This window comes from Haloarcula sp. CBA1115 (assembly GCF_000827835.1).
GTDB lineage: Archaea > Halobacteriota > Halobacteria > Halobacteriales > Haloarculaceae > Haloarcula > Haloarcula hispanica.
In genome coordinates this window covers 138,211-163,249 of record NZ_CP010529.1, presented here as the reverse complement: position 1 = coordinate 163,249, position 25,039 = coordinate 138,211, and the positions used below count along the sequence as shown (strand labels likewise).

Here is a 25,039-nt window from a genome sequence, read left to right as displayed (position 1 = left end):
ACCTGTGAGACCGTTCAAATCCCTTCGGAACAACGCTATAGCACGATAGAAGCCGATTCAATAGAATAGAACTTTCCGTGTTACATGTTGACACTCTTGATGTGTTGGCACTCTAGTGGTCGTTACCGCTCGGTGCATGGGGCTCGAACTATGGTCGGTAAGCCCCGTCTCGAACGGGGCCCTGTGCTATACGGCTAGTGACCGGGGATCGGGTCGTGCCCGGCGATTGTCGCCATAGTCAGTCAGTGACACCGACGCCGAGGTGTCTGTCGAGTACGTCCTCGTTGTTCTGGATCTCCGCCGCAGTCCCCTCGTGGACGATCTCGCCCTTTTCGAGGATGTACGTGTACTCCGAGACCGCCAGTGCGACCGGGATGTTCTGCTCGACGACCAGCACCGTGATACCCTGTTCGTTCAGTTCGAGGATCAGGTCCTCTATCTGCCGGACGACATAGGGTGCGAGCCCTTCCGTCGGTTCGTCAAGCAACAACAGATCCGGGTCGGCAGTCAGGGCGCGGCCGACCGCGAGCATCTGCTGTTCGCCACCGGAAAGGACCGACCCGTCCTTGTGTTCTCGCTCCGCGAGGTTCTCGAACATATCCAGTACGTCGTCGACTGACGGCCCATCAGGCGACTCGGCACCGATTTCACCCATTCTGATGTTCTCTCGGACGGTCAACTCGGGGAAGATCCGTCGCTCTTCGGGAACGAACCCGATGCCGCTCCGGATCGTCGCCTCGGAGTTGCGTGTCGTGATGTCCTCGCCGTTGAACGTTATTGACCCACCAGTCGGGGTGATGTTACCGACAATCGACCGTAGCGTCGTCGTCTTGCCGACGCCGTTGCGCCCGACCAGCGACACAACGCTTCCGCGTTCGACATCCATCGAGACGCCCTGTAGCACCTCGGTCATCCCGTACCCGGCCCGGACATCTTCGAGAGAGAGGAGCGGGTCAGTCACTCTCGGACACCACCGAGGTACGCATCGCGGACGTCTTCGTTGTTTGCGATCTCGTCGGGTGTCCCGCTTGCGAGTTCTTCGCCGCGAGTAAGGACAGTAATCCGGTCCGAGACACGCATCACGAGGTCGATATCGTGTTCGATGAGCATCAACGACCGATCCGAGAGGACCTCATCGATGAGGTCCATCGTGGCCTGTGTTTCCTCGCTACTCATTCCGGCGGTCGGTTCGTCGAGCATGACGAGGGCGGGGTCTGTCGCCAGCACGAGCCCCAGTTCGAGTCGTCGCTGATCGCCGTACGCCAGGGCCTCCGCGTGCTCGTCAGCCCTGTCTTGGAGCCCGATCTGTTCCAGCACCGTCCCGGTTTGCTCCGTGATCTCGTCGAAGCCGTTCTTGTCACGGAACAGCGCTTCGCTGGGATTGATCTCGTCACTGTGGACGGACTGTGCTGCCAGCCGCACGTTTTCTCGAACGGTGAGACCGCCGAAAACGTTCGTAATCTGGAACGAGCGGCCCAGTCCGCGGCCAACCCGTTCGTGTGGCGCGACGTCAGTGATGTCCTCACCTTTGAACCGCACGACACCCGCTGACGGCGATAGTGCGCCAGTGATGAGATTAAACGTCGTTGTCTTCCCGGCCCCGTTTGGCCCGATAACGCTCCTGAACTCACCGTCCGCAACCGACAGCGACACGTCGTCAACAGCGGTGAGCTTGCCGAACCGCTTCGTCAGTCCGTCCGTTTCGAGTACAGTCTCAGTCATCGCTTCTCACTTCCGGCTCATCCATGTCGACAGGACCGTCCGCGTTGTTGGCCGTCTCCAGCCGTTGTGCGACGAGAGACGGAATCGATACGATACCGCGTGGGACGAACAGCACGAACAGGATAAACATCGTCCCGATGATAAGCCGCCACTGGTCGGTGTACGACGAGAGGAACTCCTCGGCACCGAAGAAGACACCGGAGCCGATCATGGGACCGTACAGTGTCCCCATTCCGCCAAACAGCGCAATGACGATGACTTCACCAGAGTGGATCCAGTTGAGGGTCTGGTCCGGTGAAATGATGACTGTCGACGGACTGATTGCGAGGAGGCCGCCAGCCAGTCCAGCCATTCCGCCGCTGATGACAAACGCCCGGCGCTTGTATCTGTTGACGTCGTACCCGATGAACTCCGCTCGCTCTTCGCTTTCCCGAATCGACTGCAGGACACTGCCAAACGGCGCGTTCATCATGCGCCGAGCGAACAGGAACGACAGCAGGGCGATGAGCAAGGCGAGATAGTAGAACACGAACTGCTGTCCGAGTTCGTAGCCGAGGAGCCCGAACTCGATGTTCGAGAGCGACGCCCCGACAGTACCGAATCCGAGGAACGCTTCGAAGCCGAGCAGGCCGTCGCTCCCACCGGTGAAGTCGAACTTGAACACAGCGCTGTAGAGCAGTTCCGCGAACGCCAGCGTGATCATGGCGAAGTACACGCCGGAGACCCGAATCGAGAGGCTGCCGACGATCCAAGCTAGGACAGCACAGATGAGAATCGCCCCGAGCAACACGACGAAAACCGACTGCGAATAGTGCAACATGACGAGCGCGGCGGTGTACGCACCGACGCCGTAGAACATCGTGTGGCCCAGGGGGACCAGGCCGGCATAGCCCATCACGATATCGAGACTCAGTGCGAAGATAGCCCAGATCAGGATCTCGTTGAGAACGACGAGGTAGTACTGGTCGCCCATGAACAGAATCGCGAGTGGGGCGAGCGCGAGCGCGACAACGGCGATACCGCCGAGCCGTACCCGTGTGCTGTCCGCCAGTACCCCGCCGTACCCCCCGACGAGGATCTCGCCCTCGCTTTCCGACTCGTCACCTCGCGTTCCGAACAGTCCTTGCGGTTTCACGAGCAACACGGCGATCATGAGCAGGTACACAGTCAACCCCTCGAGATTGGGAACGCTCAGCGTGACATCGCCGACCGTTGCCACGACAGACCCACTGTAGGCCCGCATCAGCGTCTGGACGACACCGACGAGCAACCCGCCGAAGACGGCACCCCTGAAGCTACCGAGGCCACCGAGGACGACGACAACGAACGCCGGGATGATGACGCTGTTCCCCATGCCGGTGTTCACGTTCTGGTAGCCGCCGAGGACGATCCCGGCGACGGCAGCGAGCGCCGCACCGACACCGAAGACCAGCGTGTAGTACTGGTCGATGTCGATACCGACGTTTCGGACCATTTCGCGGTCCTGCGATCCGGCACGAATGATCATCCCGTACTTCGTCCGGTTCAGCAGGTACCACGTCACTACCGCGAGCAGCGCCGCAAAGACGATCATGAAGTAATTGTACACGGACACCTGGACGCCCAGTATGGACACTGGCCGACTCAGATACTCCGGGACAGCTAGCTGTCGTTGCTGTGTCCCCCAGATAAGACGGATACCGTCGTTGATCACGAGCACGAGCCCGAACGTCAGGAGAATGTGATATAACGGGTCTCGACCGTACAGCGGTCGGACAGTCGTTCGCTCGATAGCGGCACCGATGAGGCCGACGGCGACCGGTGCAACCACTATCGCGATCCAGAACCCAGTCCCCGCGCCGAACGGCGCGATGATGCTGAGGGAGAAATACGCACCGAGTGCGAACAGTTCGCCATGGGAGAAGTTGATCACGTCCATCACGCCGAAAATGACCGACAGTCCGGCGGCTAGCAGGACGTAAACCATCCCCAGGGTGAGGCCATTCAGCAGTTGTTCGATGAAGTCGGCAGCAACCATTGTGCTACCTACATCTCACAGCCGAGGTCACTGGCTGGTGGCAGCGTCTCCGAACCCGGGACCTGCTCGAGGAGTTCGACATCCGCTGAACCACCATCGCCTTCGACGAGTTCGGCCATCCACGTCGGATTGGTGGCCTGGTGATCGCTCTCCCGAAGCGTGATATCCCCAAGCACTGTCGTGAACGTGCCACCTTCGAGGGCGTCTCGGACATCCCCGGGTTCGGTGCTCCCGGCTTCGTTCATTCCCTTGGCCATCAGCCGCATCGAGTCGTAGCCGACGCGGGCGAAGTTGCCGGGCTCTCTGTCGTTCTCGCTGGCGTAGGCCTCGACGAATGCCTGATTGTCCCCGGTCTCGAGCGAGGGGTCATACCGAGCGCCGCCGAAGGTGCCGACGCTGTTCGACCCGGTCCCGGCACGGACGCTCTGGAACGTCTGGGTCGGACCGACAACAGCCATCTGGTCGGTGAGGCCCTGATCTGCGGCCTGGTTAGTGAAGTTCACCAGATCACCACCGGTCATCCCCAACACGACCACGTCAGCGTCGGAGTTGCTGATCTGCGTGATGAACGAGCCGTAGTTGCTGGCACCCAACGCCGACGTTGATGTCCCGACCTCGGTGTAGTCGTCACTGGCACTCTCCATTCGTCTGCTCGTGCGGTTGTACACCGAGTCGCCGTACGCGTAGTCCGCGTAGTGGAACCAGACGTTGTTCCCCAGATTGTTGACTGAATACGCCGATATCGCCTCAGCGATCTGTGCAGTGTTCGTTTCAAAGCGGAACACCCATTCGTTGCAGGCAGACCCGGTGATCGGAACCGCTGCGCCGCCTGGGAAGTAGATATGCTCAGATTGCGCGGCAAAGTCGTTCAGCCCGAGCGCAACGGAGCTTGAAATCGCACCGAACACGAACTCTGCCCCCTCTTCCTGAACGACACGCTGGGCCTCGGACTGTGCGGCCCCGGCCTCAGTCTCTGTATCGCCCGTCACCAGCTCGAACTCGAAGTCGTAGTCGTCGTTGTTGTTTATCTCCGTTACAGCGAGTTCAGCGCCAGTACGCTGGCCCGGCCCGAGAGAGCTGAACGGGCCAGTCATTGGATTCAGGCTCGCGACGGTCACCGCCTCCTCGCCACCTGTTGATCCACCTTGGCAGCCGGCGAGGCCAAGCGCGCCGACCGCGCCAGCGGCGGCGATGAACTGTCTCCGTGAACGGTCGATTCCCACACTACTGTCTGGTGAGGTACCTTCGCTCGACATAGGTTCATTATCTATTGTTAAGCAAATCGTATTAAAGCCTTGCCCCCTGTCGGCGTGTCTCGCGCTGTTCGCCGCGTTCGGTAACTCCACTATCGCGTCTCGCGGCTTTTGATCCCCACCGCCGTGGGGGCTAGCTGGTGTTGTCGTCCTGTCTGTACAGCCACGCCAGCGCAGTCCCGAGTACTGCGGTCGCCCCAGTCAGTGCTGTAAAGCCGGGACCACTGGCGGCAGTCCCGGTATTCGTCTCCGTCGCTGTGACCGTGCTCTCTGTCTCGGCAGGAGTTGTCGCCCCACCGGCCACAGTACTCTCGTCTGTCTCAGTGCCCTCACTCGTCGGCGTGTCATCGGTGGCACCGTCAGCCGGGCTTGCTGACCGCGTCAACTCACGGGTTTCAGCCGTTGCGGACTCGATAGCGGCGTCAGCGAACAACAACTGTTTGTACTCGAAGTCCTCGAACATCGCCAGCTGGTCGTCGTAATGTTCGCCGGTAGTGCCGTCTGGAGCGACGTAGCCGTCGTTTCCGGGCGGGAGGATGTTCTCTGCCTGCGGGTCGTCGCTGAGCCGGACGACGTGATTCTCGGTCCCACGGTTCATCAGCGCCGTGTTCCCCGCGGACGTGACGCCGATAGGCATCCCGAACAGCGCGAGGTTGTCGAACTCGTGCAGGGCTGCCTCACGCCGCCAGGACTCCGGGTCGCCGTCGTATCGCTCGGCGAGTTCGCTCACTGCGGTCCGGAACGCCCTGACCAGCGCGTCCGTGATATCTCCATCGGCGTACTCGGCCTGCGTCGGCAGTGCTGTCTCCGCCGGGTTGAGGACCCGCATCAGGGTGCCGCGCCCGTAGTCGTAGTCGAGGAAGTACGATGCCGGTCCGTATGCGCTCCCGAACGTCTCGCTGAAAACCTCTTCCAGAATGTACGGGAACGTCGCATCCCAGATCGTGTAGCCGGCAGAGTGGCGTCCCTCGTTGTCTTCGCCGTCGGCCTGGGCGAAGTGGTCCCACGAAGCCAGTTCGTCGCGGGCTTGCTGTTCGGTGCCGGAGAGGTCTGCGTCCGAAAGCGCGTCGAGCAGATGCTCTCTGTACCGAATCGAACGCAGATCGGTGAAGGAGATATCGTAGATAACGGTCTTCAGGAACTCATAATCGACTGTCCCCTCCTGTACTAACCGCTGTTCGACCAGATTGATGATCCGCTGCACGCGGTGGTCGGTCGCCCACGAATAGCTCAGGTCGCCGTTGTTCCAGTCCGGTGCGGGTTTGTTGTTCCACTGTGCCGAGTACCCCGGGGCGGGGTTGATCGCGTAGGGCACGTCACCGTCAGCCGCGCGCAGGTAGTCCGCCGACGTGAGTTCGTACTGCGTTCCGTCGGCCGGCAACCGAGTGTCCCAGTCGACTGCTTCGCTGTCCGGATACCGTCCCAAGTGAACATACGCGATGTCGCCGTCCTTGTCTGCCCACATGAAGTTCAGTGCATAGTCACAGCGCTGTGCTGACTCCCGGAACTCCTCGGCGTCCGTCGCGAACTGACACTCGTAGAAGGCCCGCCAGCAGTTCATGTGCCGGCCGGCGTATGACTTCGTCTGCGCCAGCGCTTCCCCGTTGTCGGGGTCCCACTGTGTCACGACACCATGGCGTGTGAACCGTTCAGTATACGTCACGTCCTCGCCGTCGGCGACAGTGATCGTCTGCTCGGCTGTTTCGACCTCGTACTCCTCGCCCTGGAAGGTGTACGTGTCCGGACCCGACGCGTTGGTCGTGATCGACTCCGTGAACATCTGGATGCAGTTGTCGATTCCGGCGGTCGAAGTCAGTGCCCCGTTGCGGTTGTGGCCGAACATGATGAACGGATACCCCGTGACAGTGACACCGGCGACATCGAAATCCGGACCATGCAGGCTCGCCTCGTACATTATCGAGGGCGTGTTGAACCCCATCTGTGGCCCGCCCATCAGTAGCGCATCGCCACTGGCCGTGATATCACCCTGAACAGCGAGGGCGTTGCTGCCGTACTTAATCGGGAGGCCAAGACTGTCGAGTCCGGACGCAAGCGTTCGCATCCGCTCCATCTCTGCCTCGTGCATCCCGTCGGCGTCAGTTGGTGGCGTGTAGTCACCACCGGTGACCAAGTTGCTCGGCGTCACAGACGCGCCGGTTGCCCCGCGCGTCACCCTGTCTGTCTCCTGTCCCCCGGTCACGTTGGGTGTCGACCCTGCCCCGACATCAGTATAGGGAGGGGAGTAGGCATCCGATGGCTGGACTGTCGAGGTCGGGCAGCCGGGGTCGTTACCCCACTGCAGGTCCTCGAAGAGCTCCGTGGCACGCTGTTCGCTCCCTGTTTCCTGTGTGAGTGCGTCGAGGACAGTCGCGCTGAGGGTCTCCAGCTGGAAGCCGCTGAAATATGCCATACTGGCGACGAACATCCCCGCGGTGTCCGCCGTAGTAAACGCCTCGGGCTCGAACCCGTGCTCCTGAAACGCCTGGTGGAATTCCAGCTCCTCGCTCTCACGGACGTCGGTAATGTACCGGTTGATGCCGTCGGTAAACGCCTGCAGGACCGCTCGCTGGTCCGCCGTCAACTGCTCAGCGGCCTGCTCGTCGAGCGGTGGCTCGCCGGCGGTGTTGCGCCGCGCCTCGATATCGAACTGGACCCAGTCGGTGTCCCCGTCACCCGAGCCGAGGACCGCAGCGACAGTCCCGTGATAGTACCGCCGGTACAGTTCTAGCTGGTAGAGCCGGTCGGCCGCGGTCGCGTATCCGAACCCATAGAACACCGGGGCACGGCTGTCGGCGTCGCGGGCGTAGACGTGTGGCACGCCGTAGTCGTCTCGTCGTATCGTGACCGTCGCGTCATCGTCCTGTGCGTACGCTAACTCCGTCTCCACGGCTCCGATACCGGTCATGCCGGTGACCGCCGCGCCCGTCTTCAGGAGCGTTCGTCGTGTGAGGTGCCGCCGCGATTGCTGGTGCTGTGCTGGCATCCCGTAGTCGACAGTCTGGATATTTAATAAATATTTGGGAACATTTCGGGCGGAGCGAGTGTGTCTGTTCACATTCGTTAGTAGTAGGGTGGAGAGGGAACGGATGCTATACGGGATAGTTGGCGTCCCGTTGAGATCGAGACACACTGTCCGACCCAAGCATATAATTGGGTGCCTGACGCAGTCCTCGCCATGTCTCAGGAGACGCCGATCCGTGTCGATCATATCGGAATCGCTGTCGAGGACATCAGTGACGCCGAACCGTTCCTGTTCGCCCTCGGCTGTCGGAAACTCATCGAAGAGTCCGTCGAAGGGCGGTTTCGCTGGGCGCAGTACGATTTCGGTCGGGAGGCGTCGCGGCTGGAACTCATCGCTCCGGAGGCACCGGACACGTTCCTCACGTCGTATCTCGACGACCACGGTCCGGGACTCCACCACGTCACGCTCGAAGTGGCTGCTATTGACGCGATGAAAGCGGTCCTGGAACGCAACGGCTACAGCGTCGTCGAGTACCGCGAGTACCAGGACTGGACCGAGGCGTTTGTCCCACCGTCGAACCCGACCGGGGCGCTCTTTCAATTGTTCGAGTATCACGACAGCTACGACGCTGAGCGGCCGCCCGCCGAGAAACTCTACGTCGATGGAAGCCGACTCGATGGCTGATATCTGCAACGGTTCGCTCTCGGGAAACGGAGTCGAACGGGAACAGCTGGAGCGACGTTATCAGTCGTCTCTTTCGTCGAGCTGGACCGTTTCCTCGACAATCATTCGGGGGCCGGCCTCCAGGTCAATAAACTCAGCCGCGTCAGCCTGGACCGTCTCGGCGAGGTCGGAATCAAACGCCTCGCTGAGTGCGTCCATGTCCTCGAAATAGAGCTCAAGCACGCCGTCGTAGGCTGCACGCTCCGGGTCCGTTGGCACGGATGTTACGTAGCGTTGCAGTCCCGGCAGATCCTTCGCCAGCTCCGAGTGATCGCCTTGCCATCGGTCGGCAAACTCCTCGTGAGTGTAGCCATCTCTCCGGACGAGCAAATCGACGATTTTTGTCATGCGTTCCCCGTGTCGCCCCGGAGTGGCTTTTACTTACCGATCAGACAGGGCTGCCACCGATTCAAGCTACTCGAACAAAACACTTGTAAGCCAATTAGTCATGTGTGTACGTATGGCAATCCCGCCCGCTGTCAACAGGCCGGTCGGAACGATTGAGCGAGCGATCGAGATTATAGAGTATCTCAAGGAACACGACACGGCCACCGTGTCGGAGATGACGGCCCACCTCGACTGTGCGAAGAGTACAACGCACAGATACCTGAAGACGCTCGCGGCCAACAGCCTCCTCGTCGAGGACGACAACGAGTATCAGCTCGGTATCCGCTTTCTGGACTACGGCGAAGTGGCGCGGAACAAATACCGGCTCTACGACGAGGCCAAGCCGAGAGTCGACGAACTCGCGGAGGAGACCGAGGAAAAGATCTGGTGTGCAGTCGAAGAACACGGCCGGAGCGTCCACATCTACGGCGCGCAGGGCAAACACTCGGTGCAGACGTACGCCCGGGTCGGCCATCGGAACTATCTCCACCAGCACGCCGCGGGGAAGGCCATACTCGCACACCTTCCGGATAGCCAGATCACGGAGACCATCGACAGGCACGGCCTGCCCGGCCGGACGCCACAGACGATCACCGACAGGGACGAACTCTGGGAGGAAATCGAGACGATACGTGACCGCGGCTACGCGTTCAACTTTCAGGAGTCTGTGGAGGGACTGCACGCGGTCGGGGCCCCCATTACGGACGAAAACGACGTTGCCATCGGGGCGATCAGTGTCTCCGGCCCGGCAAGCCGGCTTGAAGGCCCCATTCTCCGGGACGAACTGCCGACGCTGCTACTGGGCGTCGTCAACGAAATCGGGATAAACATGGCCCATCCGTGAGACCACCAGCGCAGTTCTAGCGGGGCAACTGGCTGTTTTTGGACTGTTCTTCCCTGTGTGCGGTATCAGCCAAGCTAGGGACTTCGTTCTGGGATGGGGACGCGCTCACTCGCTGGTCCACTCCGGCTCTCTGTCTTCGAGGAACGCGTCGATTCCTTCGTCCTTGTCACCAGTTGCGAACAGTTGCGCGAACAGTTCGGCTTCGTACTCGATGCCGGCTTCGAGGTCCATGCGGGAGCTTGCGCGGACGGATTTCTTCGCAAATTCGAGCGCCGCGGGGCTTTTCTCTGCAATGGATGACGCTAGATCGTAGACGCGCTCGTCGAAGGAGTCGTCGTCGTGGACCTCGTCGACGAGGCCGATGTCAGCGGCCTCCGTCGCGTCGATGAGTTCGCCGGTGAGGATCAGCCGCATCGCATGGCCTTCGCCGACCAGACGTGGCAACCGCTGTGTCCCGCCACCGCCGGGCATGATGCCGAGGTTGATCTCCGGCTGGCCGAACTTCGCGTCCGTGTGCGCGATCCGGATATCAGCCGCCTGAATCAGCTCACAGCCGCCGCCGAGCGCGTGCCCGTTGATGCGGGCGATGACCGGCATCGGGCACTCGTCGACGTACTCGTAGACCCGCGGTCGCTTGCTCGCCTCCCGTTGCTCTAGCATATCCCGCTCGCGGAGTTCCGTCACGTCGGCACCCGCAACGAATGCGCCGGTGTCTGCCGCGCCAGTCAACACGACAGCACGTACGTCACTGTCCGGAACTGCGTCGAAGACCTGTTTGAACTCCGACCGCAACTGCGTGTTGAGCGCGTTTCGGGCCTCCGGACGGCGTAATTCGACGGTAGCGACGTTCTCGACGCGGTCGCCGACGCTCACCGAAACCGTTTCACAGTCCACCGCGGCGTCAGCGAGGTCCGTCATGCGTCCCCCCAGTCGCCGCTGGTGCCGACGATGTCGCCGTCCTCCCAGACGTAGAACCCCTCGCCGGATTTCTTGCCGAGTTTGCCCGCGCGGACCTTCCGTTTCAGAATCTGTGGCGGGCGGAACCGTCCACCGAGTTCCGCACGTAGGTACTCGAGGATGTCGAGCCGGACGTCGAGACCGACGACGTCGCCGAGCTCGATCGGCCCCATCGGGTGATTGTAGCCAAGTTCCATCGCGGTATCGATATCCTGTGGTGTTGCAACGCCCTCCTGCACCATCCGCATCGCTTCGACGCCCAGCGAGACGCCGAGGCGGGAGGAAGCAAAGCCCGGTGCATCGGCCACCTCAACCGGTGTCTTGTCGATCCCGTCCACGAACTCGCGGGCACGCGCGACCGTCTCGGCACTCGTCTGTTCCGCGACGACGATTTCGACGAGTGCCATGATGTGAACCGGGTTGAAGAAGTGAAGGCCGATGGCTCGGTCGGGATAGTCGAGGACGCTCGCTATCTCAGTCAGTGACAGCGAGGAGGTGTTCGAAGCGATAAGCGTCGCCGGGTCGACGTGGGATTCGACCTCGGTAAGCGTCTCGTGTTTGATTTCCATGTCTTCGGGGACTGCTTCCACGACGAGGTCTGCCCCGGTCACGGCTTCCTCCAGCGATGTCGTCCCGGTGAGGCGGTCCAGGGTTGCCTCAGCCGTGGATTCGGTCACTTTCTCCCGGTCGATACCCTCCTCCAGATTCGACTCGATGGCGGCCAGACCCTCGTCGACGATATCCGCATCGATATCTCGGAGAGTGACGTCGTGACCGGCCATTGCCGACACTTGAGCGATACCGTGTCCCATGGTACCGGCGCCTAGGATAGCTACGTGCATCGTTTCTCAGCACAGTAGCGAAGGATAAAAACGTTGCTTGCGTCTCGGCGCCGGCGTGGCCTGCATTTAATACGGCGGCCGCGATAGGAGTCGGTGAGGATGACTGCTTCCGACTCGCAAGCCGTTGTTGTCGACGCCGTACGAACGCCACAGGTACCGAAGGATGGCGCGCTGGCCGGGACACATCCCGAGGACCTCGTCACCGCTGTGCTTGCCGCACTCGTTGACCGGACCGATGTCCCGGCCGTCGAGTGGGACGACTTCCGGCTCGGGTGTGCAAACCAGGAGGCAGAGCAGGGGCGCAACCTCGCCCGGCAGTCGATACTCGCCGGTGGGTTCCCCGAGACGGTGCCTGGGGCGACGACGACCCGCCTGTGTGGCTCGTCACTGACGACGCTCGTCGACGCCGCTCGCGCCATCGAGGCGGGCGACGGGGCGGTGTACCCGGTCGCCGGCGTCGAACACATGAGCACCGTTCCCTTCTCCGACTGGCTGCATCCAGCTATCGAACAGCGGTACGACCCCGACAGGCTACCCATGGGGCAAACGGCCGAAACCATCGCACGGGACCACGACATCAGCCGTACAGCACAGGACGAGTTCGCGCTGCGGTCACACGAGCGTGCGGTCGCTGCGATGGAAGGCGGGCGGTTCGACGCAGAGATCGTGCCAGTCCACACCGGCGAGACAGCGGTAGAGAGCGACAAAACACCGCGAGCAGACACGTCAGTCGAGCAGTTGAGCGAACTCCCGACGGTGTTCCGCGACGACGAGGCGGCGACAGTAACGCCGGGGAACGCGTCACCGCTGACCGACGGCGCGGCCGGGATGCTCGTCACTTCGGCGGCGTACGCAGAACAGCACGACCTGGATGTTCTCGGCCGGGTCAAGACGCGGTCCGTCGCTGGTGTCGACCCGCTAGTCATGGGCCGGGGACCGATTCCGGCGACGCGTGCCGCACTGGACGACACTGGACTGACAATCGACGATATCGACCTCGTGGAGCTCAACGAGGCCTTTGCCGCGCAGAGTCTCCGCTGCAAGCGCGAGCTGGGGATTCCGGCCGAGCGGCTCAACGTCAACGGTGGCGCTATCGCGCTCGGCCACCCGCTTGGCTGTTCGGGGGCGCGGATCACGACAACGTTGTTACACGAGATGCGACGGCGGGAGGCGACGCACGGACTGGCGACGATGTGTGTCGGTTTCGGTCAGGGCGTCGCGGTTGTGTTCGAGCGTCCCTGATGCTGTCGGCTACCGGCGCTGGCTGGCGACCTGTGCTTTGAAGCCGTATCTGATGACGCCCTCCTGCGTGTAGATGCGCCGCGTCGTCAGCACGACGGAGGTGCCTATCGTGACCTCGTCGGTTGTATCGAGCACCTGTGCGGGGACGCTCACAGTCTGCTCGCCAGATGGATCATCAAGCGCGACGATAGCGCTATCGAACTCGCCGCTGCTGGACTGCTGGGCGACGAACTCCGGTGGCGCACCCCCCTGTTCGATAGTCGTTACTGCCTCGACTGTCCCGGTCCCGGGCAGTTCGACAGTCTCGAAATCACCGGTGCGCTCGTGACAGTCGTTGCAGGCCCCGGTGGGCGGGAAATTCAGTGTACCGCACGCAGAGCACCGGCCGGCGACGAGCCGGTGGCGTTGCGGAAGCGTCCGCTGCCAGGACGGGACGCTAACGTAGGCGCCGCCACCCTCGGGTTCGTCGCGCGTAATCTCGCCTCGCCGCCTGAGGTACTCGGCGTAGGACAGGGAGACGGCACCGTCCAGTGCAGTGTTGACCGGAACAGGACCAGTGGCGACGAACAGCGTCGCACTCGCACCGCTTCCGTACGCTGCGATCAGCACGCGTTCGGCGTCGTCTGCAAACGCTGTCGCCGCTCCGAGAAACGCACTGGCAGCGCCGGTGTCCCCGAGCGTACTGACTGTGTCCGCGGCGGCAATAGTCTCTGCGTCAACCCCGAGCGCACCTGTTGCCCGATACGGGAGTTTCCCGTCCGGGGACTGGACCGCTGCCGCATCGACTGTATCCATCGACACGTCCAGTCTGTCGGCCGCACTGCCGAGCGTGGTCGTGAACGCCTCGCGGTCGTACTGCGTCACACCCAGGCCGGTCGTCCGGTCGTCCCCACCCGTTCTGAAGCGCGTTCCGGGGTAGGCCTCAGTGTGTGACGCTCGCTCAGTGACGGTTCCGGGACCGTCCTCATCGACAACGACCGCAACACTCCCGGCACCGGCGGCGTGTTCGATCCCGCTGTCAGGTTCGCCCTGCGGACAGTCACTGATGACGACGAGGCCGACACCGTCCCCGAACGGCCCGCCGTCCATGGTTGCGTCCAGTGCCTGCGCACCGACGTGCGTGGAGCCGGTCATGGTCTGGGTCTTTGCGCTGTCGGGGACGTTGAGAATACTGCAGAGTCGCGCCGCAAGGTCCTCTTCCGCCATCGGTGGTGTCGTTGTCGCGAAGGCCAAGTGCGCGACATCCGTCCCGGACGCGTCGGCCGCAGTGAGCACACGGCGTGCGGCTTCGACACCCATCGTGACCGCGTCCTCGTCGGCGTCGGGAACCGCTTTCTCGTCGACCCCCGCTGCATCGAACCGACCCCAGGCGGCTTCGAACTCCGCGGCGTCGATCCGCAGGCGAGGTGCGTACGCGCCGATAGCCGCGAGCCCTGACGCAGTCATCGTGCAGCCTCCCGTTCGAGGATATGGACAACTGCGCTGCCGCCGCTCCCACCCACGTTGTGAGTGAGCCCGTACTTCGGGGCCGCTAGCTGCCGGTCCGCGGCGCTGCCGGTGAGCTGTTTGAACGCTTCGACAAGCTGTCCGGCCCCGGTTGCGCCGATAGGGTGGCCCTTCGATTTCAGCCCGCCGGAGAGATTGACCGGCATGGCTCCGTCAGCTTCGGTCGCTCCCTGTTCAAGCAACTGCGGTGCCTCGCCGCGGTCACAGAACCCGAGGTCCTCGTAGGCAAGCAGTTCGGCGATCGTGAAGCAGTCGTGGACCTCGGCAAAGTCGAGGTCGTCGGGGCCGACTCCGGCGCGGTCGTAGGCTGTGTCCGCAGCCGCTTCTGATGCAGAAATCGCGGTGTAGCTGTCTCGCTGGAAGAGCCCGACCCGGTCGCTGGCCGCGCCGACTCCGGCGACCCGAACCGGGGCATCAGTGTACTGCTCAACGACGTCTTCACTGGCGACGAGAGCGACGGCTGCGCCGTCGGAGGTCGGACAGCAGTGATAGAGGTTCAACGGGTCCGCGACGACCGGGGCGTCGACGGCGTCTTCGAGGGAACACTCGAAGCCCAGATGGGCCTTCGGGTTCTTTGCGCCGTTCCGATGGTTCTTGACCGCCACCATCGAGAGGTGCTCCTCGCTAGCCCCGTACTCCCGCAGATACGCGCTTGCCATCTGTGCATAGACGCCGGAGAACGTCGTCCCGGTCAGCCGTTCCCACTCTGTTTCGCCGGAGACGCCGAGCCAGTACTTCGTCACGTCGCTGCTCATGTCTGTCATGACTTCGACGCCGCCAGCCAGCGCCACGTCGGCCATCCCGCTTTTGACTGCCTGCACCGCCTGACGGACGGCGTAGCCCGACGCAGCACAGGCGTTTTCGACGCGCACGCTGGGGATTCCGTGCAGCCCGGCGTGTTCGGTTGCTGCCGGTCCCGAGAGACCGAGTTGTCGACCGCCCACGCCGAGTGAGCCGACGACCGCTTCGTCTATTGCATCCGTGTCGATACCGTGGTCGACACTGTCGATGGCTTCGCTGACTGCGTGGTCGAACAGTGATCTGTAGCTCTCTTCGGGCATCGAGCCAAACGGCGTTTGCCCTGCGCCGATGAGATACGCGTCCCGCATACATGGAACTCTGAGGGTACTGAAAAATAGCTTTGCATCACTTGCCGACAGTCACACAGCAAGCACGACCGGCACTCGGAGTGGTCAATCCCAAACCATTTTATCACTATCATTCCACTCTATCATTGACGATGGTGTACAAGCAACTGGAGGCGGCTGACCGTACAGAGCTGCGTGCGTTGCAAACCGACCGATTACAGGGGGTTGTTACGCACGCCTACGAGAACGTCCCGTTTTATCGGGAGAAGCTCGACGAAGCGGGCGTCTCGCCCGAAGACATCCAGAGTATCGACGACATCACGAAACTGCCGATGACGACGAAAGAGGATTTCCGCGACGAGTACCCCGATGGCCTGTTCGCCGTCGACGATGCGGACGTCGCCCGGATCCACGCGTCGTCCGGGACGACCGGGAAGCCGAAAATCGTCTCGTACACGGATGACGACCTCGACAGCTGGAGCGAAGTCGTTGCCCGTTCGCTGGCTGCGAGTGGGACCGAACCGGGCGACACCGTCCAGAACGCCTACGGATACGGGCTATTCACCGGCGGATTGGGGCTTCACGACGGAGCCGAGGAGCTGGGGGCCACAATTATCCCTATCGGGAGCGGCCAGACCCAGCGACAGGTCGAGTTGATGACCGACCTGGAGAGCGATGTGTTCACATGCACCCCGTCGTATGCGCTGTACCTCGCCGAAACGGCCGAGGAAATGGGCCACGACCCCAGCGACCTGCCGATCTCGACGATTATCTTCGGAGCGGAACCGTGTACCGATCCGATGCGGGCAGAAATCGAAGAGCGGCTGGGCGTCGACGGCATCGATGTTTACGGGCTCTCGGAGATCATCGGTCCCGGCGTCTCGTGTGAGTGCCACGAAGCACAGGACGGGCTCCACATCTGGGAGGACCACTTCTACCCGGAAGTCATCGACCCACAGACGAAAGAACCAGTCGAGGAAGGCGAGGAGGGTGAACTCGTTCTCACAACACTCACCAAAGAAGCGTTACCGGTCTTCCGATACCGGACCGGGGATTTGACGACGCTGAACTACGACGAGTGTGCGTGTGGACGGACGATGGTTCGGATGGACAACGTCACCGGTCGGACTGACGACCTCCTCATCGTCCGTGGCGTGAACCTCTATCCCAGTGAAATCGAGCACGCTGTGCTTGACATCGACGGCGTCGCTCCGCACTACCGCATCGACCTCTACGAGGAGAACAACCTCGACGTCCTGGAACTCACCATCGAACGGACTGCGGAGCAAGGGCCGGGCGACAAAGCGCTGGAAGACGAAATCATCGAGCGACTGGAGAACGTGCTCGCGTTCACCCCGGACGAACTCGAACTCGTTGCGCCCGGGAGCATCGACCGAACGCAGGTCGGCAAAGTAAAACGCGTCTACGACCACCGTGACTGACTGTCAGGGCCGGTAGACTCGTCCGCGAAACGTCGCGATGCGCTCGCCATCCTGTGCAGTCACCGTTACCTCGTACTCTGCGGTGCTGTCCGCGAGATGCGTCTCCTCGGCGACCGAAGACAGCGTCTCACCGGTTTCGACGGCGTCTAAATACGAGATGTTCGTCTCCAGTGCGACCGCCGCCTCGCCGTGCGAGTTCGACGCCGCGGCGAAGGCTGCATCGGCGAGCGAGTAGACCGCACCGCCATGGGGCGTCCCATGAAAGTTCAGCAGGTCCTCGGTAATCGTCAGTTCAGTCTGGGCGTACCCCGAGTCGAGTTCGACGACGTCAATGCCGAGGGTTTCGCAGTACGCGTCGGATTCGATGCGCTCTCTGACTTCGTCGGCGACGCCGGACATACGGCCTGTGGTTCTATCAGGAATAATAAATATATACCGGTCGCCGCTGCTGTCAGCGGAGCGTAAAAATATAAATGTCTGCTATCAGATGGGGAACTATGGCGTACAGCTACGAGCCACACCACTTCGAGGACTTCGAAGAGGGACAGGAGTTTATCAGTGTCGGCCGGACGGTCACCGAGTCCGATTTCGTCATGCACTCTGCGCTGTCGGGCGACTGGACGGAACTGCATACGAACAAGGAGTACGCGGAAGAACAGGAGTTCGGTGAGCGGATCGCACACGGGCCGATGACGTTCGTTCAGGCGACCGGCTTCGTCTACCGGACCGGTATCGTCGAGCGGACCGCGTTCGCGTTCCTCGGGATGAACTACATGGACCTCCCGAACCCGGTCCACATCGGCGACACACTCCAGTTGGAGATCGTCGTTGACAACACCAAGGAGGTTGGGCGCGACGACGCCGGGTTAGTCGTCCTCGACACTGAAATGGAAAACCAGGACGGAACCGTCGTCTTCAAGGGCGACATGAAGTTCCTGATCAAGAAACGCGAGTGAGTCAACTGACGCGTCTGAAAGCGATGCATCGGTAGCGGGTAGTGCCTCGATTGTGCGACTTGGAGATCGAGGATCGCGCTCTCGCCACCCAGACATTAATGATCAATAATAACAACTAAGACGCCGCGCACTCCCTCTGTTATTGCAATGGAGTACACCGGCCCGACAGACCTGTATATCGGCGGAGAATGGCGAGAAGCGACCAACGGCGACAGCATTGAGACGGAGGACCCAGCAACTGAGCAGCCCTACGCGTCGGTACAGAAGGCCGAGGCGACTGATATCAACGATGCGGTACAGGCGGCACAGGCGGCCGTCGAAGACGGCTCAGAGTGGGCGACGATGGACCCGGGGACGCGCCGGGCGAAACTCCACGCGATGGCCGACGCCATCGAGGAGATGAAAGACGAACTGTCCATGGTTGAATCCCACGACAACGGGAAAACGCCGTTCGAAGCGGGGCTAGAAATCGACATGGTCACCGATACGTTCCGCCATTACGCCGGCTGGACGGACAAGATCCGCGGTGACGAGATTCCTGTCGAGAGCGGTCGGCTCAACTACACCGTCCGCGAGCCGGTCGGTGTGACCGCACACGTCGCGCCGTGGAACTATCCTTTCCAGCTCGCCGGCCGCGGCCTGGCACCGGCGCTGGCGGCGGGGAACAGCGTTATCCTCAAACCGTCCGCTATGACGCCGCTGTCGGCGCTGTACTACGCGAAAGCCGCCGAAGAAGCGGGCCTTCCGGATGGTGTCGTCAACGTTGTTCCCGGGAAGGGCTCCGAGGCCGGCGACGCACTCACCGGACACGAGGGCGTCGATCACGTCACTTTCACCGGGAGTACAGGTGTCGGAAAGACGGTCCAGCGCAGTGCTGCCGATGCGGTCGCCGACGTAACGCTCGAACTCGGCGGGAAAGGGCCAGCAGTCGTGTTCCCCGATGCTGACCTCGATGCCGCCGCCCGCGGCATCCAGTACGGGATTTTCATGAACGCCGGGCAGATGTGCTGGGCGAACTCGCGTATCGTCGTCCACGAGGACGTCTACGACGAGATGGTCTCCCGGATGGCAGAGATCGCAGAGAACATCCCACTCGGCGGTGGCATCGACGACGATGGGCAGATGGGACCAGTCGTCAGCGCGGGCCAGCAACAGGAGATACTCGACTACATCGAGACCGGCAAGGAGGAGGGTGCGACTGTTGTGGCTGGTGGTGGCGTTCCTGCGGACAGAGACACCGGTCACTTCGTCGAGCCGACCGTCTTTGCCGACGTGGACAACGGGATGACGATTGCACAGGAGGAGATCTTCGGTCCCGTGCTCACCGCAATCGAAGTGAGCGACGAGGAAGAAGCGATTGCGGTCGCAAACGATTCACCGTTTGGCCTCACCGCCTGCGTCTGGACGAACGACCTGACTCGCGCACACACCGTCACAGACAGCCTGGACTACGGGATGGTGATGGTCAACGAGACGCCCAACACCTGGCCACAGACACCCTTTGGCGGCACGAAACAGAGCGGCCACGGCCGCGCACAGGGCGAGCAGGCTATCGAGGCCTACACCGAGGTGAAAAACGTCCACATCAACCTCGGCTGAAACTTCCCCCGACGAGTCGTGCCCAGGCAGCCAGCAACAGTTCCACCGCTCTGCCTCACGCTGTGAAACTCCGAAGGCAAAACTAGCGAGTAATAACTGCTTACTCGAACTTTTTGAACTGCTGCAGGCACTCGTTGCAGTAATGAATCGACTGGCACCGCGACGGCCCGCGTGGGTGTTTCCGCTCGGTGTCGGTCGAGCCACAGTACGGGCACTCAGCGCCCGTCTGTTCGCCGCTGGTCGTGACACTGGGGTCGGGTTCACTCATCCGTCGAAACTCATGCCGAAGTCCCGCAGCGCTTCTTTGCCCTGTTCTGTGACCAGATCAATCGACCAGTCCGGGGCCCAGACCAGTCGGACCGACGCGGTCTCGATTCCGTCGACACTCTCGGCGGCCTCCTCGACCTCATCGAGGATGATCTCGCGCGCTGGACAGCCGCTGTAGGTGAGCGTCATGTCGACCGTGACAGCACCGTCGGACACGTCGAGCCCGTATATGAGGCCCAGGTCGACGATGCTGACCGGCATCTCCGGGTCCTCGACCTGATACAGCGCCGCCCACACGTCGCGTTCAATGCCGTCGGCGTCTTCGCCCGTGGCCGGCACGTCGTCCGCTGCGTGGTCTTTGGTCTCGTAGTCGGTGTACGAACACGCGGTAGCATCAGCGTCCGCGCGTGGCCGGTCGTAGTCGCTACTCATCGTCGGCCGCCATTATCAGCGTCGCTTCGTCACGGCCCAGATTCCGGTAACTGGCCGTCATTTCGTCGTGTAGGTCGTGCCAGTGGTCGGTGTGTTCGTTGTCCCGGCCTGCCGGCGTTGCGGGGGCAGCATCGGTCGGCACGTCGAACCCCAGTTCGGTCAGGAACGATTCGACGCGGGTCTCCCACTCGGTGCGCATCTCGTCGAGGGTCATCGTGCGGATGCCCAGCCGGTCGATGTCGGCCTCCACGTCGCCAACGGGTTCGAACAGCGTGAGGGCGTACGGGTAGAGCTCGTCGATAGCCGCCTGAACGCGTTCGCTGGCCTCCTCGTCCAGTGCCATCCGGTCCAGCCAGCTCTCGGCGTGTTCGAGGTGATAGCCTTCCTCGCCCTGGATGCGACTCGTTCTGTTCCGGATGATTTCGTACGACGAGTCCTCGAGCGCAGAGAGGCGGATGTCTTCAGCGACGTCGTAGAGGTACGCTCTGACGATAGCATCGGCCCAGTCACCTTCCGCAAACGGTAGCTCGACGAGCGTACTGTGCTGGAAGTCGCTGGGGTCGCTCTCGTAGATGAGCGATTCCTCGGAGTAGCCGAGTTGCTGTACCGCATCGTACCACAGTCGGGCGTGGCCCAGCTCGTCCTGTGCGTTGTTCGAAATCGAGAGATCCGATTCCAGTGTCGGCGCACGCACCTGCCAGAACGTGTAGCGTTCGGCCTGAACCAGCTCGTCGTCGGCGAGTCGGAGTAGCTGTGCCTCGACTGCGCGCTGTTCGTCCTCGGACAGGTCGGCTGGACCGCCGAGGTCGGATTCCGTTGTTGCCATTAGATCTCACCTCGCTGTTTCTCCGCTTCTATCTGCTCGGATTCGGAGGCTTCGACCTCCTCAGCAGCCGGATCGACGTTGTACGTCTGTGCGAACCGGTAGGACTTGTTGGTCGTTCCGCCGAAGCTCACGTCGTCCTCGGTGACTTCACCGATGTACTGGTGCTGTACGACCCAGAGACTGTTGGGGTCGTCGTCAGTGAACGCCGCAATCGCCGCCTGTTCTGCGCCGGCGGTGCTGGGGGCTTCGACATCACCGCAGTGCGCGTGATACCCGCCGGGCTGGTCCTGCCGGAAGACAGCCCACGGTTTCTCGGCGCTGTTTCCGACCTCGCCATGGCTCTCTGCATCGGGGTCGACCTGCGTGATTTTCTCCTGCGGGGCAACCCAGAGGGCGTGGGTTGGCTTCCGTCGTCCGTGCTGAATGACCGAGAACTGCTTCGCCATCTCTCGGTCGGGTGCGTGGACATCCCGGCAGTGAACGAAATCCGCGTCCGGACTCTGTTGTCGGAATACTTCCCAAATCATTGTTCTCAGTCCGCTGCCTGTGACTGCGGGCCGCTGTTCGTCGTCGTCTGGTCGTCCATCATGTCACGGACCCACTGCACCGCTTCCTGAGCCTGCCGGCGACCGGAAATCTGTTCGATACTGCCGTCATATTCGTTCTGCGAGACGGTGAAGAACTCGTCCCAGTCGAGGTCGTCCTCGACGACCTCGTAGGTCCCGTCACCGTTGTCCCGAATGCGTGGCTCGTCGGGCATCTCCAGCCCGTATTTTTTCGCCTTCGGGATGTAGGTGTTGAGGAACGCGTTCCGAAGCTCGTCGTTCGTACACGTCTTCAGCCCGACCTCCGCGGCGAAGTCGTGGTGGGTGCTCTGGTCGTCGGTCGGGCCGAAGAACTGCAGGATTCGCGGCCACCACTCTTCGAAGGCCTCCTGAGTCATGCGCTGTTCCCTCCGGGAGCCGTTCATCAGTTCGCGGAGGATCGACTCACCGTGCTTGACGTGCATCCCCTCTTCGAAGCAGATCTTGTCCATCGCGTGGGCGTACGGCTCCCAGCTGGACTTTTTCAGGGTCGCCTGGCGGCGCATCGCGGCCCCGTCGACGAAGAAGGCAATCATCGGCGTCTCGACGTAGCTCTCCATCGGGTAGTGGAAGCAGTTCAGGAACTTCCCGTCCCCGTTCGCCAGGTCGTCGAGCATCTCTTCGCGGGTCTTGATACCGAGCGACTCCGCCGCTCGGTAGAGCATCTGGCCGTGGCCGATTTCGTCCTGCACCTTCGCGCTGAAGGCCATCTTTCGCTCGATGCTCGGGGCTTGTCTGATGAAGGGCCGTTCGAGGTACGCCCCCATAATCTCGCTGTTGGCGTGGAATTCAAGCATCCGCGTGGCTGCCTTCCGATACTCTTCGGGAAGGTCGTCTTTCGGGCTGAACTCCCGGGGTCCAGCGCGGGCTTTGACTTCGTCAACGTTCATATGTATCCCATAAATCGTGAGGAATGTTCATACTAATTTGCCCCTATATAGACGGGTTTTATAAGTATATCCGCACATATACGAGGCAATGATAGAGGAGTGTCTAATGGTCGAATTTCGCATCGAGGGCGATGACTGTCCACTGGCAGATGCGAGTAGTGCCACTGGCACGCCCATCGAGGCGGCCCCGCCACTCCTCCGGGATGACCGTAACGTACTGTTGCGGTTCAGCGCGCAGGCGAGTGAGGAACTCGGGGACTACCTCGACGGCGACGACCGGATCCGCTATCTCTACCAGTCAGTTACCGAGGGTCGGTACAACTACCGGTGTCTGTCGCTCCAGCAGTGTGTCGTCCACAAACTCATCAGCGCGGGCTTCATGGTGGAATCGCTGACCTATCGGGACGGAAACGCGATTCTAACTGGCGCTGTGGTGGGCCACGAGATCCTCCAGACGGTCATGGAGACGGCCGGTGAAACCGTCGGCGTGAAGCTACAGCGGGTGTACGCCCTGCGTGCGAGAGAAGACGCGTCTATCGCCCAGCAGTGGGACCTGACCCCGGCACAGGCGGAAAGTCTCCGGTACGCGGTCGAGATGGGCTACTTCGTCGTCCCACGACAGACCACCGCTAGTGAAGTCGCCGCCGAACTCGGTATCAGTAAGTCCGCGTTCCTCGAACGACTCCACCGCGCACAGCACTCGCTGCTCACACAGCTGTTCGGCGGCGTCGGCGAAGGCCGACCGGACGACGACCGGGAGTAAAGTACCCGCGCGTGTGAGTACGACCATGCGCGTTGAAGACGGCGCTGTTCGACGAATCGTATTCGACCGTCCCGATGTCAAAAACGCGATGACCGGGGCGGTCGCGACTGAGCTCGCTGCTGCGCTCGCTGACCTCGACCCAGCGACACACGATGCCGTGCTCCTCACCGGCGACGGCGACGCCTTCAGTGCCGGCGGGGATATCGAGGCGATGAGCGAGCGTGAGGAGTCCGCGACGGAAGCCTACGAGCGGGTCCGGACGACGCTGGGTCGGGTGGCCAGCAACATCCTCGAAGCGCCGGTGCCTGTCGTCGCGAAGGTCAACGGGGATGCGGTCGGTGCCGGGCTGTCGCTCGTGGCTGTCGCTGATTTCGCGTATGCCGCCCAGTCCGCCCGGTTCGGTGCGTCGTTCATCAGCGTCGGCCTCGTGCCGGATATGGGCGCAACCGCGATACTCCCCCGGCTCATCGGGCTCAGGAAGACCAAGGAACTCGCGTTCACCGGGAAACTGATCGACGCCGAGACCGCCGCCGAGATAGACCTGATCAACGAGGCTGTCGAGCAGCGTGACCTCGACGCGCGGACGGCCGACCTGCTCGAAACGCTTCAGGCACAGCCGACGGCGAACCTCGGGCTGGCGAAGGAAGCGATCCACGACAACATCGGCCAGCCGTTACAGACCGGGCTGCGTCAAGAAGCACGCATCCAGTCACTGGCGTACGATACGCCGGCTCATTCGCGTGGTGTCGAGGCGTTTCTGGACGGTCGAACCCCGGACTTCGATTAGCGGTGGAAAAACTCCTGTGCGTTTTCGAACAGAATCTTCCGCTGGACGTCCGTGTCGAAGTCGGTATCGCGAGCGAACGATTCGAGCCACGTTTCGGGGTCGATCATCGGGTAATCGGTGCCGAACATCACCTTGTCTTTGAGAACGGTCCCGGCGTAGTGAAGGACCTGGTCGTCGATGTACTTCGGCACCCAGCCCGAGAGGTCCATGTACACGTTGCCCTTCTGCTGGCAGATCGCCAACTGCTCTTTCTCCCACGGGAACGCGGGATGGGCAATGAGGATGTCGAGATCCGGATAGGCGGCGGCCACGTCGTCGATGAGCATCGGGTTGCCGTACTTGACTTTCAGGCCGCGACCGCCAGCACTGCAGGCCCCTAGTGTCGAGTTCCCGCCGTGGAAGACGACGGGGACGCCGAGGTCTTCGATGGTACTCCACAGATGGTCGTGGCGTTCATCTGAGGGGTCAAAGCCCTGTGCGATCTGCTGGAACTTGAACCCGGAGAGGTCCAGATCCTCGACGCACCGGATTGCCTCCTGCACACAATCGTCTTTCAGAGGGTCGACGCTCCCGAACCCGACGAAGAAGTCGGAATACTCGTCCCGGACCTCGGCGACATAGTCGTTCGGGACGGGCGGGTTCCCGGTGTTCGTCTCCGCGTCCCAGCCAAGCAGGACAGCGCCACCGACGCCCGCTTCATGGTACTCCGCGAGCATCTCCTCGTAGTCCCACGTCTCCAGGTCAGTGCCAAAGCGGTCGGCGGCGTCTTGCATCATTTCGCCGCCGGCGTCGTGGAGGAACTCACTGGTCGGCTGATGCGCGTGCGTATCGAACAGTTGCCTGTCGGCTACGCCGGGGAGGTCGGTTGTCACAGAAGGAGCTTTTACCCAGTATCATAAAAATCCATGCCTGATTGTGCTGTGCAGAATACTCGCCGGAGCGAGTGGAGA

24 protein-coding genes and 2 pseudogenes are annotated in these 25,039 nt (G+C 62.0%); 8 read left to right on the top strand and 18 right to left on the bottom strand.

What is annotated here, in order from left to right; all coding sequences use genetic code 11:
* Positions 1 to 238: 238 nt before the first annotated feature.
* From SG26_RS00630 to SG26_RS00610, 5 genes are all read right to left on the bottom strand, one after another.
* Positions 239 to 961 (bottom strand): ABC transporter ATP-binding protein, encoded by a 723-nt coding sequence (locus SG26_RS00630; RefSeq protein WP_014030882.1) that lies wholly within the window; start codon positions 959 to 961, stop codon positions 239 to 241.
* Positions 958 to 1,722 carry an ABC transporter ATP-binding protein gene (locus SG26_RS00625; protein ID WP_014030883.1) on the bottom strand — a complete coding sequence of 255 codons (765 nt, stop codon included), beginning with the start codon at positions 1,720 to 1,722 and terminating at the stop codon, positions 958 to 960. The genes SG26_RS00630 and SG26_RS00625 overlap by 4 nt, the downstream gene beginning before the upstream one ends.
* Positions 1,715 to 3,739 carry an ABC transporter permease gene (locus SG26_RS00620; RefSeq protein WP_014030884.1) on the bottom strand — a complete coding sequence of 675 codons (2,025 nt, stop codon included), beginning with the start codon at positions 3,737 to 3,739 and terminating at the stop codon, positions 1,715 to 1,717. The genes SG26_RS00625 and SG26_RS00620 overlap by 8 nt, the downstream gene beginning before the upstream one ends.
* 8 nt (positions 3,740 to 3,747) lie before the next feature.
* Positions 3,748 to 4,995, bottom strand: a complete 1,248-nt coding sequence (locus SG26_RS00615) for an ABC transporter substrate-binding protein (RefSeq protein WP_050036559.1) — start codon at positions 4,993 to 4,995, stop codon at positions 3,748 to 3,750.
* A 130-nt stretch (positions 4,996 to 5,125) separates the two neighbouring features.
* Positions 5,126 to 7,975 carry a penicillin acylase family protein gene (locus SG26_RS00610; RefSeq protein WP_050036558.1) on the bottom strand — a complete coding sequence of 950 codons (2,850 nt, stop codon included), beginning with the start codon at positions 7,973 to 7,975 and terminating at the stop codon, positions 5,126 to 5,128.
* A 192-nt stretch (positions 7,976 to 8,167) separates the two neighbouring features.
* Here SG26_RS00610 and SG26_RS00605 point away from each other — a divergent pair, with 192 nt between their 5' ends.
* Positions 8,168 to 8,638, top strand: coding sequence for a VOC family protein (locus SG26_RS00605; protein ID WP_014030887.1), 471 nt, complete (start codon positions 8,168 to 8,170; stop codon positions 8,636 to 8,638).
* 60 nt (positions 8,639 to 8,698) lie between these two features.
* Here SG26_RS00605 and SG26_RS00600 read toward each other — a convergent pair whose 3' ends face one another.
* A complete protein-coding gene (locus tag SG26_RS00600; RefSeq protein ID WP_050036557.1) occupies positions 8,699 to 9,025 on the bottom strand; it encodes an EthD domain-containing protein in 327 nt (108 codons plus the stop codon).
* Between the two features lie 112 nt (positions 9,026 to 9,137).
* On the opposite strand from SG26_RS00600, the gene SG26_RS00595 reads away from it, so the two are divergent.
* Complete coding sequence (locus tag SG26_RS00595; protein WP_014030889.1) at positions 9,138 to 9,908, top strand: IclR family transcriptional regulator; 771 nt, start codon at positions 9,138 to 9,140, stop codon at positions 9,906 to 9,908.
* Positions 9,909 to 10,013: 105 nt separating this feature from the next.
* On the opposite strand, the gene SG26_RS00590 is transcribed toward SG26_RS00595, so the two are convergent.
* Both SG26_RS00590 and SG26_RS00585 read right to left on the bottom strand, forming a co-directional pair.
* Positions 10,014 to 10,826 carry an enoyl-CoA hydratase/isomerase family protein gene (locus SG26_RS00590; protein ID WP_050036556.1) on the bottom strand — a complete coding sequence of 271 codons (813 nt, stop codon included), beginning with the start codon at positions 10,824 to 10,826 and terminating at the stop codon, positions 10,014 to 10,016.
* Positions 10,823 to 11,707, bottom strand: coding sequence for a 3-hydroxyacyl-CoA dehydrogenase family protein (locus tag SG26_RS00585; protein WP_050036555.1), 885 nt, complete (start codon positions 11,705 to 11,707; stop codon positions 10,823 to 10,825). The genes SG26_RS00590 and SG26_RS00585 overlap by 4 nt, the downstream gene beginning before the upstream one ends.
* A gap of 99 nt (positions 11,708 to 11,806) precedes the next feature.
* On the opposite strand from SG26_RS00585, the gene SG26_RS00580 reads away from it, so the two are divergent.
* Positions 11,807 to 12,949: a thiolase family protein gene (locus SG26_RS00580; protein WP_050036554.1), complete on the top strand. Its 1,143-nt coding sequence runs from the start codon at positions 11,807 to 11,809 to the stop codon at positions 12,947 to 12,949.
* A 9-nt stretch (positions 12,950 to 12,958) separates the two neighbouring features.
* On the opposite strand, the gene SG26_RS00575 is transcribed toward SG26_RS00580, so the two are convergent.
* On the bottom strand, positions 12,959 to 14,395 hold the full coding sequence (locus SG26_RS00575) for a zinc ribbon domain-containing protein (RefSeq protein ID WP_050036553.1): 1,437 nt from the start codon (positions 14,393 to 14,395) through the stop codon (positions 12,959 to 12,961).
* On the bottom strand, positions 14,392 to 15,564 hold the full coding sequence (locus SG26_RS00570) for a thiolase domain-containing protein (protein WP_050036552.1): 1,173 nt from the start codon (positions 15,562 to 15,564) through the stop codon (positions 14,392 to 14,394). Before SG26_RS00570 ends, SG26_RS00575 begins: the two co-directional genes overlap by 4 nt.
* A 131-nt stretch (positions 15,565 to 15,695) precedes the next feature.
* On the opposite strand from SG26_RS00570, the gene paaK reads away from it, so the two are divergent.
* Positions 15,696 to 16,985, top strand: a complete 1,290-nt coding sequence (gene paaK / locus SG26_RS00565) for a phenylacetate--CoA ligase PaaK (protein ID WP_044952595.1) — start codon at positions 15,696 to 15,698, stop codon at positions 16,983 to 16,985.
* A gap of 3 nt (positions 16,986 to 16,988) precedes the next feature.
* On the opposite strand, the gene paaI is transcribed toward paaK, so the two are convergent.
* Positions 16,989 to 17,384 carry a hydroxyphenylacetyl-CoA thioesterase PaaI gene (gene paaI / locus SG26_RS00560; RefSeq protein WP_050036551.1) on the bottom strand — a complete coding sequence of 132 codons (396 nt, stop codon included), beginning with the start codon at positions 17,382 to 17,384 and terminating at the stop codon, positions 16,989 to 16,991.
* A 98-nt stretch (positions 17,385 to 17,482) separates the two neighbouring features.
* Here paaI and SG26_RS00555 point away from each other — a divergent pair, with 98 nt between their 5' ends.
* On the top strand, positions 17,483 to 17,941 hold the full coding sequence (locus tag SG26_RS00555) for a MaoC/PaaZ C-terminal domain-containing protein (protein WP_008308373.1): 459 nt from the start codon (positions 17,483 to 17,485) through the stop codon (positions 17,939 to 17,941).
* Between the two features lie 147 nt (positions 17,942 to 18,088).
* Positions 18,089 to 19,540: an aldehyde dehydrogenase gene (locus tag SG26_RS00550; protein WP_050036550.1), complete on the top strand. Its 1,452-nt coding sequence runs from the start codon at positions 18,089 to 18,091 to the stop codon at positions 19,538 to 19,540.
* Between the two features lie 100 nt (positions 19,541 to 19,640).
* On the opposite strand, the gene paaE is transcribed toward SG26_RS00550, so the two are convergent.
* From paaE to paaA, 6 genes and pseudogenes are all read right to left on the bottom strand, one after another.
* On the bottom strand, positions 19,641 to 19,808 hold the full coding sequence (paaE, locus tag SG26_RS21425) for a 1,2-phenylacetyl-CoA epoxidase subunit PaaE (RefSeq protein WP_004594293.1): 168 nt from the start codon (positions 19,806 to 19,808) through the stop codon (positions 19,641 to 19,643).
* On the bottom strand, positions 19,805 to 20,239 hold the full coding sequence (gene paaD, locus SG26_RS00545; protein WP_014030898.1) for a 1,2-phenylacetyl-CoA epoxidase subunit PaaD: 435 nt from the start codon (positions 20,237 to 20,239) through the stop codon (positions 19,805 to 19,807). The genes paaE and paaD overlap by 4 nt, the downstream gene beginning before the upstream one ends.
* The gene (gene paaC, locus SG26_RS00540) at positions 20,232 to 21,065 is read right to left on the bottom strand and encodes a 1,2-phenylacetyl-CoA epoxidase subunit PaaC (protein ID WP_050036549.1); all 834 of its coding nucleotides are present in this window, start codon (positions 21,063 to 21,065) and stop codon (positions 20,232 to 20,234) included. Before paaC ends, paaD begins: the two co-directional genes overlap by 8 nt.
* Positions 21,065 to 21,364: pseudogene (locus tag SG26_RS22145) on the bottom strand (PacF protein); the annotation flags it as partial. The pseudogene SG26_RS22145 and the gene paaC, both read right to left, overlap by 1 nt.
* Before the next feature lie 54 nt (positions 21,365 to 21,418).
* Positions 21,419 to 21,592: pseudogene (locus SG26_RS22140) on the bottom strand (PacF protein); the annotation flags it as partial.
* A gap of 5 nt (positions 21,593 to 21,597) precedes the next feature.
* Positions 21,598 to 22,539, bottom strand: a complete 942-nt coding sequence (paaA, locus tag SG26_RS00530) for a 1,2-phenylacetyl-CoA epoxidase subunit PaaA (RefSeq protein ID WP_014030901.1) — start codon at positions 22,537 to 22,539, stop codon at positions 21,598 to 21,600.
* Between the two features lie 106 nt (positions 22,540 to 22,645).
* Between paaA and SG26_RS00525 the strand changes: the two genes are divergently transcribed.
* Both SG26_RS00525 and SG26_RS00520 read left to right on the top strand, forming a co-directional pair.
* Positions 22,646 to 23,302: a helix-turn-helix domain-containing protein gene (locus SG26_RS00525; protein ID WP_014030902.1), complete on the top strand. Its 657-nt coding sequence runs from the start codon at positions 22,646 to 22,648 to the stop codon at positions 23,300 to 23,302.
* 25 nt (positions 23,303 to 23,327) lie between these two features.
* Positions 23,328 to 24,089, top strand: a complete 762-nt coding sequence (locus SG26_RS00520; RefSeq protein WP_050036548.1) for an enoyl-CoA hydratase/isomerase family protein — start codon at positions 23,328 to 23,330, stop codon at positions 24,087 to 24,089.
* Here the strand turns inward: SG26_RS00520 and SG26_RS00515 are convergent.
* Positions 24,086 to 24,961 (bottom strand): amidohydrolase family protein, encoded by an 876-nt coding sequence (locus SG26_RS00515; RefSeq protein ID WP_050036547.1) that lies wholly within the window; start codon positions 24,959 to 24,961, stop codon positions 24,086 to 24,088. The genes SG26_RS00520 and SG26_RS00515 overlap by 4 nt on opposite strands.
* Between the last annotated feature and the right edge of the window lie 78 nt (positions 24,962 to 25,039).